Annotated in this window: 10 protein-coding genes and 2 pseudogenes; 2 read left to right on the top strand and 10 right to left on the bottom strand. The window is 71.8% G+C overall.

The features are described from left to right. Positions 1-5 precede the first annotated feature (5 nt). From OG963_RS17615 to OG963_RS17635, 5 genes are all read right to left on the bottom strand, one after another. Entirely contained in the window at positions 6-209 is a 204-nt protein-coding gene (locus OG963_RS17615; protein ID WP_093772710.1) for a hypothetical protein, read from the bottom strand. 166 nt (positions 210-375) lie between these two features. Continuing rightward, positions 376-699, bottom strand: a complete 324-nt coding sequence (locus OG963_RS17620; RefSeq protein WP_030915517.1) for a hypothetical protein — start codon at positions 697-699, stop codon at positions 376-378. A 32-nt stretch (positions 700-731) separates the two neighbouring features. Continuing rightward, positions 732-1,100, bottom strand: a complete 369-nt coding sequence (locus OG963_RS17625) for a WhiB family transcriptional regulator (protein ID WP_030915514.1) — start codon at positions 1,098-1,100, stop codon at positions 732-734. Between the two features lie 172 nt (positions 1,101-1,272). Continuing rightward, complete coding sequence (locus OG963_RS17630; protein ID WP_093929419.1) at positions 1,273-1,599, bottom strand: hypothetical protein; 327 nt, start codon at positions 1,597-1,599, stop codon at positions 1,273-1,275. A gap of 166 nt (positions 1,600-1,765) precedes the next feature. Then, on the bottom strand, positions 1,766-3,967 hold the full coding sequence (locus OG963_RS17635) for an ATP-dependent DNA helicase UvrD2 (protein ID WP_093929420.1): 2,202 nt from the start codon (positions 3,965-3,967) through the stop codon (positions 1,766-1,768). A gap of 204 nt (positions 3,968-4,171) precedes the next feature. On the opposite strand from OG963_RS17635, the gene OG963_RS17640 reads away from it, so the two are divergent. Further along, positions 4,172-4,414, top strand: coding sequence for a mycoredoxin (locus OG963_RS17640; protein ID WP_030915506.1), 243 nt, complete (start codon positions 4,172-4,174; stop codon positions 4,412-4,414). A gap of 158 nt (positions 4,415-4,572) precedes the next feature. On the opposite strand, the pseudogene OG963_RS17645 reads toward OG963_RS17640, so the two are convergent. From OG963_RS17645 to OG963_RS17660, 4 genes and pseudogenes are all read right to left on the bottom strand, one after another. Continuing rightward, positions 4,573-5,399, bottom strand: a pseudogene (locus OG963_RS17645) (bifunctional 5,10-methylenetetrahydrofolate dehydrogenase/5,10-methenyltetrahydrofolate cyclohydrolase); the annotation flags it as partial. Between the two features lie 261 nt (positions 5,400-5,660). Beyond that, positions 5,661-6,608: an NAD(+) diphosphatase gene (nudC, locus tag OG963_RS17650; RefSeq protein WP_030915503.1), complete on the bottom strand. Its 948-nt coding sequence runs from the start codon at positions 6,606-6,608 to the stop codon at positions 5,661-5,663. A 44-nt stretch (positions 6,609-6,652) separates the two neighbouring features. After that, complete coding sequence (locus tag OG963_RS17655; protein ID WP_371799226.1) at positions 6,653-8,047, bottom strand: dipeptidase; 1,395 nt, start codon at positions 8,045-8,047, stop codon at positions 6,653-6,655. 10 nt (positions 8,048-8,057) lie between these two features. Continuing rightward, positions 8,058-11,558 (bottom strand): UvrD-helicase domain-containing protein, encoded by a 3,501-nt coding sequence (locus OG963_RS17660; protein WP_371799227.1) that lies wholly within the window; start codon positions 11,556-11,558, stop codon positions 8,058-8,060. A 162-nt stretch (positions 11,559-11,720) separates the two neighbouring features. Here OG963_RS17660 and OG963_RS17665 point away from each other — a divergent pair. Continuing rightward, a pseudogene (locus tag OG963_RS17665) lies at positions 11,721-12,642 on the top strand (SAM-dependent methyltransferase). A 22-nt stretch (positions 12,643-12,664) separates the two neighbouring features. Here the strand turns inward: OG963_RS17665 and OG963_RS17670 are convergent. Next, positions 12,665-16,117, bottom strand: a complete 3,453-nt coding sequence (locus tag OG963_RS17670; RefSeq protein ID WP_093929424.1) for an ATP-dependent DNA helicase — start codon at positions 16,115-16,117, stop codon at positions 12,665-12,667. Positions 16,118-16,333 lie beyond the last annotated feature (216 nt).

The raw sequence follows: 16,333 nt of genomic DNA on the forward strand, positions 1-16,333 counted from the left end.
GCCTGTCACCACCAGGGCGAGTCGAGGCGGCCTTCGATCGCCCTGATATGGCTGCGGGCGCAGTTGTCGCAGAAATACTGGCGTCTGCCGTTCTCCACGGAACAGACCCAGGTCGGCGGCGCGTACTCGCTGTCGGCGGCGGTGTCGCACCGGGCGCACACCACGACACGGCCGCCCGGTTGTGCGGGGTGATGAGTCTCCTCGTTCACCTCGTGACGATAACTCCGTCCCCGTCGCGCGGCACGTCACCACACAGCACGACCGCGGGGCCGGTCCGTCCGGACCGGCCCCGCGGAAGGGGTACTGACAAAAGGTGCTGATCGCTGCCGGGCAGAGCGGCTGTCCGGCTGCGGGTGAAGCGGTTTTTCGGCCTGACTAGTGCATGACCGCCATGGCCAGCGCGCGGCGGGCACGCATCGAAGCGCGCTCCGCCCGGCGCTGCATCCGCCGGGCGGAGACCAGGCGCACGGCCTGGCGCTCCGCATCGGCCTCCCTCAGGCGGTCGTGCATATGCGCACGAGCCAGAGCTTCTGGGATGAGTTGCATTTCGCGGGTCCTGTTCTGACGCGAGTCGTTCGCGCCGATGCTTGTGACGTTCGGTGTTGCGGAGCCGACGGGCTCATTCGTGGGGACGGACATTGGTGCCTGATTTCGGGGATCGTGGGTTCGGGGACGGTCGATGGTTCCGATGCGCTTCATGGGTTTGGGGGCCGTGACCCCCAGTCCGGCGATCACGCCGCGACCGGGTTCTTGCGCGGACGGCCACGCGGCCGCTTGCGAGCGACGACGACGCCCTGGATGAAGAGCTCGCCACCCCAGACACCCCACGGCTCGCGGCGCTCCTTGGCGCCGGCGAGGCAGGCCTCGACGAGCGGGCAGGTGCGGCAGAGGGACTTGGCGTACTCGACATCGGCCGGCGACTCGGCGAAGAAGACCTCCGGGTCGTAGGAACGGCAGGGGACGGGCACGCCGAGGTTCTCGATGGCGTCGTCGAGCGCGGTGAGCGCAGTGAGGGGGATCAAGGTGGAGTCCTCCGTGAGGCCGGGCGGGGGGATCGTTTCGGAAGGCGGTACGGACGGGGCGTGCGCTTCGAGTTGCACGGTGGTGGTGTCCTCGTCTGGTCGTTCCGGCCGGTCGGCCGGGTGGCTGCTGGTACCGGGTGCTGCTTGTCCCGAGGCCCCTTCTCGCTGTGTCGTCCGTTTGGACAAAACAAAAGGGCCGCGGATCCCGAGTGGGGTTCCGCGGCCCTGAAGGCGCCGGCCTGATGGTCCATCAGGCTGGATCACTCCAGGGTTCAGGCCCACGGAAGGCCCACATCTTGTGGTGGTGCGTCGTCTGCTGCTCGGCTCCGGCACCGACTGCCGCAAAGGCATAGGCCGCCTTGGCCTGTCCCTTCGCTACTGCTGCCGTCGGTGCCTGGGTCGGTCGCTCATTGCGCTCCCGCACGGGGAGGCTCGCCAGGGACAGCGGGCCGGCGGCGGAAATGCCGGACAGACCGGTGCCACGCAGCGAAGATTCCGAAGAGCAGGCGAGGCCGAGCGAGCAGGCGGAGACGACCGACGGATCGGTCATTTTGTTGGTCTCGATGATGCTGATCACGACAATCGCCTCCTCTCGGCGTCTCGGGGGGACCGGTCTCGCCGGTCCTGCGTATTCGGATAAGTACAGCACGGGGTGAGGGCTTCAGAGAAGTCGCTGTTCCCGTGGTTAAGAACCTATGGTGATGACTGGGGCAGGCGCAAACTATTTTTTCGACGAGTTTTTCTCACACCTCCTCGTCAGCTCCTCCGAGCCCGTCGTCTGGGTCCTGACCTGCACATATGGCCAGCACCGCGGCACCGAACCGGTCCAACTTCCGGACACCGACCCCGGGGATTCTGGCCAGTTCACCGTCGCCGGCCGGGACCGACTCCGCGATCGCCATCAGCGTCTTGTCGGTGAACACGCAGTAGGCCGGCTGGCCGATCTCCTTGGCTTGTTCCGCACGCCAGTCGCGCAGTCGCTCGTACAGCCCCTCGTCCATGTCGGAGGGGCAGTCCTCACAGCGCATCAGTTTCATCTCACCCGCGTCGGTGAGGGTCTTGCCGCAGACCCGGCACAGGGCAGGGCCACGGCGCCTGCGCTTGGCCACCGCCGGCCGCTCGATGCCTCCCCCGCCGATGCCTCCGGTGCCGGCCGCGCCGCGGCCGCCGAGCGCCGCCGAGCCGGGGCGCAGCCCGTTGAGGAAGCGGCTCGGGCGCCGTCCGCCGCGGCTGCCGGGCGACCGGGACAGCGACCAGGACAACGAGAGATGGAAGCGTGCCCGAGTCACGCCGACGTACAGCAGTCGGCGCTCCTCCTCGATCTGCTCGTCGGTCTTGGCGTACGTGATCGGCATCATGCCCTCGGTCAGCCCGACCAGGAACACGGCGTCCCACTCCAGGCCCTTCGCCGAGTGCAGTGACGCCAGCGTGACTCCCTGGACGGTGGGGGCGTGCTGGGCGGCCGCCCGCTCGTCCAGCTCCGCCACCAGGTCGGAGAGCGTCGCCCCCGGCTTGGCCTGTTCGAAGTCCTCGGCCAGCCGGACCAGGGCGGCCAGGGACTCCCAACGGTCGCGCACCGCCCCGGAGCCGGCGGGCGGCTCAGTGGTCCAGCCCTTGGTGGAGAGGACCGCCCGCACCTGCGAGGGCAGCCCCTCCGCGTCGTCGAGCAACGAGTCGTTACCCCCGGCGCGGGCGGCGCCGCGCAGGGCGACGCCCGCCTCCCGTACCTCCGCGCGCTCGAAGAAGCGCTCCGCTCCCCTCAGCTGGTACGGCACGCCCGCGTCGGACAGGGCCTGCTCGTAGACCTCGGACTGGGAGTTGACCCGGTAGAGCACGGCGATCTCACCGGCCGGGACGCCCGCGGCGATCAGATCGCGGATCCGGCGCGCGGTGCCCTCGGCCTCGGCGGGCTCGTCCGCGTACTCCGTATAGGCCGGCTCCGGCCCCGGCTCGCGCTGCGAGACCAGTTCGAGCCGGTGCTCCGCGGCGCGGCCGCGGGCCTGGCCGAGCACGCCGTTGGCGAGATGGACGACCTGGGGCGTGGAGCGGTAGTCCCGAACCAGCTTGACCACGGTCGCGTTCGGGTGGCGGGAGCGGAAGTTCAGCAGGTGGTCGGGGGTGGCCCCGGTGAACGAGTAGATCGTCTGGCCGGCGTCCCCGACGACGCACAGGTTGTCCCGGTCGCCGAGCCAGAGGTCGAGGAGTCGCTGCTGGAGCGGGCTGACGTCCTGGTACTCGTCGACCACGAAGTGCTGGTACTGGCGACGGACATGGTCCGCGATGTCATGGCGGTCCTGAAGGATCGCCACGGTGAGGAGCAGCACATCCTCGAAGTCGATCACCGAGCGGTCGCGCTTCAGCTGCTCGTACATCGCGTAGATCTGGGAGATCTCGGCCGGATCGCGCGGGGCGTCCCGCTGGGTCTTGGCGACCACGGCCGGGTAGTCGGCGGGCACGGTCTGGGTGACCTTCGCCCACTCGATCTCGCTGGTGACGTCCCGCAGCTCGTTGCGGTCGAGCCGGATGCGGCAGCGGGCGGCGGCTTCGGCGACCAGCTGGACCTTGCGCTCCACCAGCCGCGGCAGATCACCGCCGACCGCCTTCGGCCAGAAGTACTGGAGCTGACGCAGGGCGGCGGAGTGGAACGTCCGCGCCTGCACCCCGGCCGCGCCGAGCTGGCGCAGCCTGCCCCGCATCTCGCCCGCTGCCCGGTTGGTGAACGTGACAGCCAGCACACTCGTCGGCTGAAGTATCCCGGCACGCACCCCGTACGCGATGCGGTGCGTGATCGCGCGCGTCTTGCCCGTACCGGCTCCGGCCAGCACGCACACCGGGCCGTGCAGGGCCAGGGCGACCTCGCGCTGCTCGGGGTCCAGCCCGTCGAGCACGGCGTCCGCCGACTCGGGGACCCGGGGGAAGAGAGAGGAATGCGTTGCTGATGTCACCCCGCCATGCTGCCAGGTCGGGAGAGGCGGACGCGGAAGTTGTCCACAGGGGAGCGACATCCGTCGTACTAATGCGGGGGCGCCTGCGGGAATGGCGGCCAGGTCACGTACGTTCCACTCCCTGCGGGGGGCACCTTTCCAGCTTTTCCGCTAGACGCGGCAACGCAACGTGACGAGACGAACGAGACAGAGGAGCGGGAAAACATGCCGGGCACTGTGACGATGTACAGCACCACGTGGTGCGGTTACTGCCGTCGGCTCAAGGGCCAGATGGACCGCGAGGGCATCACGTACAACGAGATCAACATCGAGCAGGACCCGGAGTCCGCGGCCTTCGTCGAGAAGGCCAACGGGGGCAACCAGACCGTTCCGACCGTGCTCTTCTCGGACGGTTCGACGCTGACGAACCCCTCGCTGGCCCAGGTGAAGCAGAAGATCGGCGTCTGAGTCACGCGAGCTTGCGCTCCTTTCGCCGACGCGAGTGGTCAGGGCGACGAGCCCGCACGAAGAGCCGGCGCCAGGCGCCTACGTGAACGCCCGCTGCCTTCCGGTTGTCCCGGAGGACGGCGGGCGTTCGCGTACCCGGAAGCCGGGCTTCGGGTCACGACGCCGAGCTGCCGGGCCGCCGCCGCGACCGTCTGCTCGAGAGGGACCGCGATGGTCATCGGTCCGACACCGCCCGGGACCGGGGTGATCAGCCGCGCCCGCTCGGCAGCTGTCTCGAAGTCGACGTCGCCGACATCGCCTCGTTGCAGCCGGCGTCGATCACCACGGCACCCGGCTTGATGTCCGCACCGGCGATGAAGCGCGGCTTGCCGACCGCGGCCGGCAGGACGTGCGCCTCCCGCACGATCGACGAGAGGTCGGCCGGTGCGTGAGTGGCAGTACGTCACGGTGGCGTCCCGGCCGAGCAGAAGCATCCCTGCGGGCCTGCCGAGGAAGGCGCTGCGCCCCACGACGTCCGCCCGCTTTCCCGCGAGGTCGACGTCGTACTCGTCCAGCAGGCGCATGATTCCGCCGGGCGTTCAGGAGACGAAGCCCGGCAGGCCGAAACTCATCGTCGCGAACGAGTGCATGGTGACCCCGTCGACGTCCTTGGCCGGTTCGATCGCTTCGAACTCGGCGCGTTCGTCGATGTGCGGTCCCACAGGGTGCTGGACCAGGATGCCGTGGACGCCCGGGTCGTCCGACAGCGCGGTGACCGCGTCGACCACATCCTGTGTGGTGGAGGTGGCGGGAAGGGCCTCGTGCCGCGACTCGATGCCCGCGCTCTCGCACCGGCGGCGCTTCATCCGGACGTAGGTCACGAGGCCGGGTCCTCCCCGACCAGCGCCGTCGCCAGGCAGGGTGCCGTCCCGGTACGCAGCCGGAGATCCGCTGCCGTCGCCGAGCCGGTTTCGATGATCCTGCGGGCAAGGACGGTGCCGTCCATCGGACGGGCTGTCTGAGGTCGGGCCACGTTTCGCTCCTGGGTGTCACGAGGATCGCGAGGATCACGGTGTGTCGTCCAGGCGCATGGCATCGACGGTTGTCGAGAGTTCCGTCGGACCGCTCCCCGGTGGTGCTCCACCTCAGCGCCGGTCACGGCCCGGGGCCAGGTTGGTGCGCGATCGTCTCGTCGGGGGAGAAACCGCCGCGGTCCTGAAGGTGCGACCGGGCCGCACACGCTCGGTCGCATGCCGATCAGCGCGCGTCAGCCGGCGCTGCCCGGCCTCGGGAGCGGCTTGCCGTACCAGAGTTCGATCAGACGTGCCGCGATCGAGATGCCGAACGGCGGCAGGACCTCGCCCGACTCGAAGGCCGCCGTCAGGTCCTCGCGGGAGAACCAGCGGGCCTCCTCGATCTCCTCGCCGTCCACATTGATCTCCGACGACGTGGCTCGGGCCATGAAACCGAGCATCAGGCTCGACGGGAACGGCCAGGGCTGGCTGGCGATGTACTCGACCTCGCCGACCGTGATGCCCGCCTCCTCGAACACCTCGCGGGCCACGGACTGCTCGATCGACTCCCCCGGCTCGACGAAGCCCGCGAGCGTCGAGAAGCGGCCTTCCGGCCAGTGCACCTGACGGCCCAGCAGAGCACGGTCCTGGTCGTCCGTGACCAGCATGATCACCGCGGGGTCGGTGCGTGGGTAGTGCTCGGCGCCGCAGGCCGGGCAGCGACGGATGTGGCCGGCCGCCGCGATGACCGTACGTTCGCCGCAGCGGGAGCAGAAGCGGTGCAGCCGCTGCCAGTTCTCCAGCGCCACCGCGTGCACCATCAGCCCCGCGTCGCGGGGGCCGAGCAGCAGTCCGGCCTCACGCAGCCCGGCCGGGCGGGCCGGCTGGTCCATACGGCCGGGCAGGGAGTCCTTCTGGAGCGCGAAGTAGCTGACGCCGTCCTCGTCGGTGCCGAGGAAGTAGCGGTGGGTCTCGGTGACCGGGGCCTCGAAGGCCGGGGTCATGACGATCTCCGTACCGCCGTCGGCCGTGTCGTCGATCAGCACCTGCCCGCCCGAGACCACGAAGACGCGGGTGGTCGGGTGGCTCCAGGCGGCGGAGAGCCATGCCTCGTCGAGGCGGTGGTGCGCGGCGCGGTCGATGCCGCTGGGTGCGGTGAGACCGATGGGCCGGTCTGTCGTGGCGTTGTCGAAGGTGCTCACAGGTGCTTCCTACTCCCCCGGGACGGTTCGGGTGTTCAGAGGATTCAGCGGAGTGCGGCCGCCAGCTCGCCCCACAGGTGGGCGGTGGTCTCCACGCCCTTGAGCAGGAGGTCGAGTTCGACCTTCTCGTTGGGGGCGTGCCAGCCGTCGGACGGTACGGAGATGCCCAGGAAGAGGACCGGTGCGCCGAGCACGTCCTGCAGGTCGGCGGCGGGTCCCGAGCCTCCTTCGCGGGTGAAGAGGATCTTCTGCCCGAAGGCCCGTCCCATGGCTCGGGCCACGGCCTGCAGGGCGGGGTGGTCCAGCGGGGTCAGGCAGGGGCGGGTGGCGGGGGCGAAGGTGATCCGGTGGCGGATGCCGGCCGGGAACCGTGCCTCGGCCCACGCGCGGACGGCCTGCTGGACGTGGTCGGGGTCCTGGCCGGCTACCAGCCGGAAGCTGATCTTCACGAGGGCGGAGGACGGAATGATGGTCTTGCTTCCGGCGCCCTGGTAGCCGCCGCCGATGCCGTTGACCTCGGCGGTGGGGCGGGCCCAGATGCGTTCCAGCGTGGAGTAGCCGGCCTCACCCGTCGTCGCCTGTGACTTGGCGGTGCGCAGCCAGGTTTCCTCGTCGAAGGGGAGCTCGGCGAAGAGGGCGCGCTCGGTGTCGGTGAGGTCCGTCACGCCGTCGTAGAAGCCGGGGATCGCGACCCGTCCGTCCGCGTCGTGCAGTGCGGCGACGAGGCGGGCCACGGCGGTCGCCGGATTGGGGACGGCGCCGCCGAACGATCCGGAGTGGATGTCCTGCTCGGGGCCGTACAGCTCGATCTCGCACTCGGCGAGGCCGCGCATGCCCGTGCAGACCGTCGGGGTCGTCTCGTCCCACATGCCGGTGTCGGAGACGATCACGGCGTCCGCGCCGAGACGCGCCGCCTGCTCCTCGACCAGGGTGCGGAAGTGCGGGGAGCCGGACTCCTCCTCGCCCTCGACGAGGAGCTTGAGGTGCACGGCGGGGGTGGTGCGGCCGGTGGTGGCGAGGTGGGCCCGGACGCCGAGGGTGTGGAAGAACACCTGGCCCTTGTCGTCGGCCGCGCCGCGCCCGTACATCCGGCCGTCCCGGATCACCGGTTCGAACGGATCGGTGTCCCAGCCGTCCTCCCGGGCCGCTGGCTGCACGTCGTGGTGCCCGTAGACGAGGACGGTCGGAGCGTCCGGGTCGTCGGACGGCCACTCGGCGAAGACCGCGGGCGCACCTGCGGTCTCCCAGATCTCCGTGACCGGGAAGCCGGTCTCCTTGAGCTTCGCGGACAGCCACTCGGCGCTGCGCCGTACGTTTCCGTCGTGTTCCGGCTGGGCGGAGACGGAGGGGATCCGCAGCCACTCGGCGAGGTCGTCGAGGAAGGCTGTGCGGTGCTGCTCGGTGTACGTACGGACGGCGCTGTCCGGGGTGTCGCTCATGGTCCTGAGCCTATCGGCCCGTCGGAGGTGGCTCGTCCAGGAGGATCTGCTCCAGCTCGGCACGGCCCGGCAGGTGGTCGGGACGGACGGCTTCCCCGCTGCGGACGAACAGGAACGTGGTGGTGACGGAGTCGAGCGGTATGTCGTGCAGCTCGGCCCAGGCGAGCCGGTAGACGGCCAGCTGGAGCGGGTCGGCCGACGGGGTGCCCCGGGTGCCTTCCCGGCTGCTGGGCACATTGCGGGTCGTCTTCCAGTCCACGATCTCGTACGTGTACCCGTCGGGGCCCTCGTTGCGGTACACGGCGTCGATCCGGCCGCGGATCACCCGGCCCGCGAGGGTGATCCGGAACGGTGTCTCGACGCGGTACGGGGTGCGGTGGGCGTACGGAGTGCGCTCGAAGGCCTCCTTGAGCGCCGCGAGGTCGCGCTCGTCCGCGATGTCGGCGTCGCTCTCGTCGCCGCCGGGCAGCTCGTCGGGGCCGAGCATGGGCAGCGGCAGCTCCTCGAAGCGGGCCTCCACCCAGGCGTGGAACCGGGTGCCGCGGCGGGCTGCCGGAGCGGGCGGGCGGGGCATGGGGCGGGCCAGTTCCTGGGCGAAGCCGTCGGGGTCGTCGGCGAGACGCAGCAGTTGCGTGGCGGAGAGCGAGGCAGGCACGACGACCTCGCGCACGGTGGCGCGGGCGCGACGCAGCTCACCGGCGAGGGCGTCGAGGTCCCGGTCCCAGGAGGCGAGGGTGCGGGACTCCTCCGGGGTGAGCCGTGAGGGGGTGCGGGCCGCGGGGACGTGGGGGTCGGGGGCGTGTGGTGCGGGGGCCGGCCCCCGGGCCGCGGGGGGTTCGGTCGACCAGGCCTCCCAGTCCGCGGCCTCGTCCGGGTACGGGTCCTCGTCCGGGTACGGGTCCTCGTCGGCGTACGCGTCGTCGTCCGGGAACGGGAACGCGTCGTCCGGTGCGGCGGGATACGCCCCCGGCACCGAGTCGCTCCCCGCCGTCGCCGACTTCTCCAGATGAGCCAGCACCGTGTCCGCGGCCGCCCGGCGGCGGGCGAGTGCCGTGTCGTCCAGAGGGAGCGGCCAGGCGTGGTCGGCTGCCGCGGTGGCCGCCAGGGCCGGGTTCTCCTCGTCCTCGGCCGGCTCGTCCGTCCAGGCCTCGATCTCTCCGTGTCCGGCCGCACAGTGCTCGTACAGCGCCTGCAGGAAGTCGGACGGGCCGCGCGGCTTCTTCTGGGACGGGCCCCACCAGTGGCCGGAGCCGAGCAGCAGGGTGCGCGGCCGGGTGAAGGTGACATATCCGAGGCGGAGCTCCTCGGTGTGCTGGTGCTCCTTCATCTCCGCTTTGAAGTCCCTGAGCCCCTGGGCGTCCCAGGTGCGGACGACGGGGAGCGTGGCCGCGTCGCCGCGCAGAGCGTGCGGGAGAACCTTGGACTGGGAGGTCCAGGCGTCGCGGGACTGGCCGCTGGGGAACTGGCCGGCGACCAGGCCGGGCACGGCGACGACGTCCCACTCCAGGCCCTTGGACTTGTGGGCGGTGAGGACCTTGACGGTGTTCTCGCCGCCGGACAGCGCGTTGTCCAGGCCCTTCTCGTACTGGACGGCGGTGCGCAGAAAGCCGAGGAAGGCCAGGAGCGTGGCCTCGCTGTCGACGGCGGCGAAGCGGGCCGCCACGTCCAGGAAGTTGGCGAGGGTCTCCCGGCGGCGGGCGGCCAGGGCCTGCGGCGAAGCGGAGAGTTCGACTTCGAGGCCGGTGGTGGCGAGGACGCGGTGCAGGACGTCCATGAGGGGGTCGGCCAGCGAGCGGCGCAGGTCGCGCAGTTCGGTGGCGAGGCGGGCGAAGCGGATGCGGGCATCGGTGGAGAACGGCAGCCCGTCGTCCTCCGTACCGCTCGAATCGAGGAACGTGTCGAGGGCGTCGGCGAGCGAGATGACTTCGGCCGGGTCGATGCCTTCGACGGCTTCGGCGAGCCGGCGGTCGGGGTCGAAGTCCTCGTCGTCGGCGTGGGCGGCGTGGTGGACGAGGAGACGGGCGCGGCGGCCGAGGAGGGCCAGGTCGCGGGGGCCGATCCGCCAGCGGGGGCCGGTGAGCAGCCGGACCAGGGAGGCGTTCGCGCCGGGGTCCTGGAGGACTTCACAGACCGCGACGAGGTCGGCGACCTCGGGCAGGTGCAGCAGCCCGGAGAGGCCGACGACCTCGACCGGGATGTCGCGGGCGACGAGCGCGGCCTGGATCTCCGGGAAGTCGCCGGCGGTGCGGCACAGGACGGCGATCTCGCCGGGTGCCTTCCCGGTCCGTACGAGATGGGCGATCGAGTCGGCGAGCCAGTCGATCTCTTCGCTGTGGGTACGCAGGAGGGCGCAGCGGACGATGCCGTCGCGCTCGGCGCCCGGGGCGGGGCGCAGTGCCTCGACGCCCTCGTGCATGGCGCGCAGCGGCTCGGCGAGGCCGTTGGCCAGATGCAGCAGGCGGCCGCCGCTGCGGCGGTTCTCGCTGAGGGAGTACCGGGTGGCGGGGGTGCCGTCGACGTGCGGGAAGTGGCGCGGGAAGTCGTCGAGATTGGCGACGGAGGCGCCGCGCCAGCCGTAGATCGCCTGGCAGGGGTCGCCGACGGCGGTGACGGCGTGCCCGGAGGCGGTGCGGTCGGGGCCGCTGCCGAAGAGTGCGGAGAGCAGCAGCCGCTGGGCGACGGAGGTGTCCTGGTACTCGTCGAGCAGGACCACCCGATATTCGTCGCGCAGGATCGCGCCGACCTCGGGGCGGGTGAGGGCGAGCTCGGCGGAGAGCGCGATCTGGTCGCCGAAGTCGAGGAGGTCGCGGCTGCGCTTGGCGTCCCGGTAGCGCCGGGTCAGCGAGAGGAGCTCGCGGCGGGCCTCGGCGGCCTCGGGGATCTTGCGCAGCTCGGCGTTGGTGAGCCGGGCCGATGCGAGCGTACGGAGGAGCTCGGTGTCGTACTCCGCGAGCTGTTCGGGGCGGACGAGATGCTCGGCGAGCTCGGCGTCGAGGGCCAGCAGATCGCTGACCAGGGTGGGGAACGACCTGGTCAGGGCCGGGTAGGGGCCGGGTGCCTCGCGCAGTACGCGGGCGGCCAGCTGGTAGCGGGTGGCGTCGGCGAGGAGGCGGGTGGTGGGTTCGAGTCCTATCCGCAGTCCGTGCTCGGTGAGGAGCCGTCCGGCGAAGGCGTGGTACGTGGAGATGCTCGGCTCGCCCGGGGGGTTGTCCGGGTCGATGACCTCCGGATCGGTGACCCCGGCGGCGACGAGGGCCTTGCGGACGCGCTCGGAGAGCTCGCCCGCCGCCTTGTTCGTGAACGTGAGACCGAGGACCTGCTCGGGGGCGACCTGCCCGGTTCCGACCAGCCACACCACACGCGCCGCCATCACCGTGGTCTTCCCCGACCCGGCTCCGGCCACGATCACCTGCGGGGCGGGCGGCGCGGTGATGCAGGCCGTCTGCTCCGGAGTGAAGGGGATCCCGAGGAGCTCCTTGAGCTGCTCGGGATCGGTGATACGTGAGGACACTCCACAGAGGCTAACCGGGCGGACCGACAGCGTGCGGCGCGATGAACCGGACCGGGCGGTGGCCGGGAAGTGCCTCGTCCGGGGTCGCTGACCGGTCCAGGTTGAGGTCCGACCGGTCCCGATCGTGTGTGATCGCATCAACGACCTTACGAGGAGGGTCATATGAGCACCCACGCACCCGCTCCCGACTTCGGGCCGGACTCCGCCGGGCTCATGAGGCGCATCGATACGACGAAGGCGCATCCGGCCCGGGTGTATGACGTCTTCCTCGGCGGCACGGACAACTTTCCCGTCGACCGGGAGGCCGCGGCCATGGCGCTGGCGGCCAATCCGCGGGGGCACCTCGACGTCCGGCACAACCGGGACTTCGTACGGCGGGCCGTGACCGAGCTCACCACGCGCGCGGGCATCCGGCAGTTCCTGGACGTGGGGGCGGGACTGCCGACCCGGCAGAACGTGCACCAGATCGTCCAGGACATCGCCCCGGAGTCCCGGATCGTCTACGTCGACCACGACCCGGTCGTGCTGGTCCATGCGCAGGCCCTGCTCACCAGCAGCGCCGACGGCAGGACGGACTACGTCGAAGCCGACCTGCGCGACCCGGCGAAGATCCTCCTGGAAGCACGCCGGACACTCGACCTCGACAAGCCGGTCGCCCTCGTTCTCGCCGCCGTACTGCACTTCATCGAGGACGACGAGGCGTACGACATCGTCCGGAACCTGCTCGACGCTCTGCCCTCCGGCAGCCATCTCGTCCTGAGCCACCTCAGCGAGGACATGAACCCGGTGGCGATCAACAAGGTGGCGGAGACGTTCCGGGAGCGGGGGTTCTCCTTCGTGCTGCGTTCGCGTGCCGGCATCGAGCGCTTCCTGACCGAGAACGGCCTGGAGCAACTGGAGCCCGGCATCGTCCCCGCGCACCACTGGCGCCCGGACGATGCGGCCGACGCGGCCGAGGCACCGGAAACGGCGCCCTCCGCGGAGCACCTGGCCGGTCTCGACGCCATCGGCCGGACCCGGTACATGAGCATCGGCGAGGCGACACGACATCAACGTCTACGTGACCGTGGCCCGCAAGCGTTGACCGTCCACAGCCGATACCCGCGTCACTCCAGGATGTGACGGCCCTCCGGCTGCGCGCTGCAGGACGCCCGGAACGTGCAGTGGGTGCAGTGCTGGCCGGTCGTGGGGGTGAAGCGTTCGTCCAGGACGCGGCCCGCGGCCGTGGCCAGCAGGTCGGAGACCCACTCCGTGGTGGGCGGCTCCTGGGCCTGCACCTTGGGCAGGGTGTCGCCGCCCTCCTTCTTGGGGGCGGGCTGCCTCAGCTGTACGAGTTCGGCGCCACCGGGGGCGGGACGGTGGCCGTCGAAGATCTCGTCGACGGCCCCTTCCCGGACGGCCAGCTGATACACGGCGAGCTGGGGGTGACGGGCCACCTCGTCCTTCGTCGGCGCCTGCTTCCCGGTCTTGAAGTCGACGACGTACGCCCGGCCGTCGGCGTCCCGTTCGACGCGGTCCATGGAGCCGCGGATCCGTACCTCGTACTCCCCCGCTTCGAGCGTCACGTCGAAGTCGTGCTCGCTCGCGGCAGGGGTGCGGCCGGTGCGGTCCATGACGTGCCAGCGAAGGAAGCGTTCGAGGGCGACCCGCGCCTGCTCCTTCTCCTGCTGCGACTTCCAGGGGGCGTCGAAGACCAGCCCGTCCCAGACGGAGTCGAGGCGTTCCATCAGGACCGCCAGATCGGCGGGGGTACGGCCGGAGGCGACCTCGTCGGCGAGTACGTGCACGACGTTACCGAAGCCCTGCGCGGCCGTCGCCGGGGCGTCCGCCTTCACCTCACGGCCGAGGAACCACTGCAGGGCGCAGGTGTTGGCGAGCTGGTCGAGTGCGCTGCCGGACAGCGCCACGGGGTGCTCCCGGTCGCGGAGCGGGACGGCCGAGCGGGTCGGTTCGTACAGGCCCCACCAGCGGTACGGATGGGCCGACGGTACGAGCGGCTGGCCCTCGTCGTCCGCTAGTGCGGCCAGCCGGGCCAGCCGGTGGGCCGCCTCGTCGCGCAGGGCGTCGGAGGCGTCCGGGTCGACGGTGGTGGCGCGCAGCTCGGCGACGAGCGCGGCGACGGCGAGGGGGCGGCGGGGACGGCCGGTGACGTCGCGCGGTTCGACACCCAGCTCGGCGAGGAAGCGGGACGGCTGGTCGCCGTCGTCGGCGGGGGCCTTCACCGCGGTGACGATCAGGCGTTCTCGGGCACGGGTCGCCGCGACGTAGAAGAGGCGGCGTTCCTCGGCGAGCAGCGCGCCCGGGGTGAGCGGTTCGGCGAGTCCGTCGCGGCCGATCCGGTCCGCCTCGAGGAGCGAACCGCGGCGGCGCAGGTCCGGCCAGAGGCCCTCCTGCACCCCTGCGACGACGACCAGCCGCCACTCCAGCCCCTTCGACCGGTGCGCGGTCATCAGGCGTACGGCGTCGGGGCGTACGACGCGCTTGGAGAGGGTGTCGGCCGCGATGTCCTGGGCGTCGACCTCTTCGAGGAAGTTGAGCGCGCCGCGGCCGCCGGTGCGTTCCTCGGCGCGGGCCGCGGTGTCGAAGAGCGCGCAGACGGCGTCGAGGTCACGGTCGGCGTTGCGGCCGCCGGCGCCGCCGCGCAGCGCGGCCCTCTCGAGCCGTCCCGGCCACGGGGTACCGGCCCACAGCTCCCACAGGGCCTCTTCGGCGGTGCCGCCACCTTCGAGGAGTTCACGGGCCTTGCGCAGGAGCGTGCCGAGACGCTGGGCACCACGGGCGTACGCGGGGTCGTGCGCGACGAGGCGCTCGGGCTCGGCGAGTGCGCGGGCCAGCAGTTCCCCGGAGGGCGCCGGTACGCGATTCCCGGCGGCCCGCTCCTCGTCGCGCAGCGCCCGTCCGAGCCGGCGCAGATCGGCGGCGTCCATCGAGCCGAGAGGCGAGGCGAGGAGGCTGAGAGCGGTCTCGGTGTCGAGCCAGGGCGCAGGGGGCTCGTCGGAGACAGGATCCGGGGTGGGATCCGGCGCGGGGTCCGGGGCGAGGTCCGGGGCGGGATCTGCGACCGCGTCCGCTCCCGGTGTCTGCTTCGCAGTCGTCGTGCGGTGCAGCGCCGCCGTGGCGACCGTGCGCAGCGCCGTGAGGAGCGGGGCCACCGCCGGTTCGTGGCGCAGCGGGAGGTCGTCGCCGTCGACCTCCAGGGGCACGCCCGCCGAGGTGAGTGCGCGGCGCACCGCCGGGATCGTGCGGCCGCCGGCGCGTACCAGCACCGCCATCTCGTTCCACGGCACGCCGTCCTCCAGATGGGCGCGGCGCAGCAGGTCGGCGATGTTGTCGAGTTCGGTCGACGCGGTCGGGTAGGTGTACGCCTCCACCCGGCCGCCCTCGCGTACCGCGGCGAGCTCGCGGTGGGCGCGGACCTTCGCCGACGGCAGGCGGGTCAGCGGCATCCGGCGGGTGAGCAGCCGGGTGGCGGCCAGCAGCTGTTCGCCGGAGCGACGCGAGGTGGTGAGGACGCCGACCGGGGCCGGGGCGCCGTCCGTGCGCCGGAACGTCTCCGGGAAGTCGAGGATGCCGTTCACATCGGCGCCCCGGAAGGCGTAGATCGACTGGTCCGGGTCGCCGAACGCGATCAGGTCCCGTCCGCCGCCGGCCCCCGGCGCACCACCCCGGTTGCCGGCCAGCGCGTGGAGCAGCCGCACCTGCGCCGGGTCGGTGTCCTGGTACTCGTCGACGAAGACCGCGTCGTACTCGCCGGCCAGCAGCGCCGACACGTCGGGGCGCTCGGCGAGGAGCACCGCCCGGTGGACCAGCTCCGCGTAGTCCAGTACCCCCTGCGCGTCCAGCACGTCCAGGTACTCGGCGAGGAATTCGGCGGCCGCACCCCAGTCCGGGCGGCCGGTGCGGCGCGCGAAGTCGGCGAGGGCGTTCGGGCCCAGGCCCAGCTCGCGGCTCCGGGCGAGCACCGCGCGTACCTCGTCGGCGAAGCCTCGGGTGGTCAGGCAGGCCCGCAGCTCGTCCGGCCAGCGGATGTGCGCGAGGCCCTCCTGCTCCAGTTCGAGCTGGCCGGCCAGCAGATCGCGGACGGTGACGTCCTGCTCCGGTCCGGAGAGCAGTCGCAGCGGCTCGGCGAAGAGATCGGCGTCCTGGTGGGCGCGGACCAGTGCGTAACAGAAGGAGTGGAACGTGGTGGCCTGCGGGCCGCGGGCGGCGCCCAGCCGGGCGGCCATCCGGTCGCGCAGCTCCACCGCGGCCTTGCGGCTGAAGGTGAGCACGAGGATGCGGGCCGGGTCGCCGCCCCGGGCGACGCGGGCGGCGACCGCCTCGACGAGCGTGGTGGTCTTGCCGGTGCCCGGCCCGGCGAGAACCAGCAGCGGACCGCCGGGGTGATCAACCACCGCCTGCTGCGCCGCGTCCAGGAGAGGGGGGTCCACGGAACCCGGCCGGGTTCGCACCAGTCGGTACGCGCCCGTGGTCGTCCCCCTATGCCCGAGCGGGCGTGGCGGAACCCCCTGCCGTGCCTGACGGCCCGGAGTGTTCCGGGTGAAGGAGGAGGAGCTCACGTGGATCGCCGGTCCTGGTGGGAGTGCTGGTGGTGAGGGGGCGGGGGTACGCGCCGCGAACTGTCGACGCTACGCCAGCGAAGGGGTCCGATGCGGCGAGTTCGTTGCGGCGATCGTCACGTTCCGCCTCGTACCGCAGGCCGCCCGGACACGTACGCGGTGAGTCCCGGAGCAGGTCGGGCAGCAGATCGCACCGCACTTCTCGCACGTCCTGCG

Source organism: Streptomyces sp. NBC_01707, from assembly GCF_041438805.1.
GTDB lineage: Bacteria > Actinomycetota > Actinomycetes > Streptomycetales > Streptomycetaceae > Streptomyces.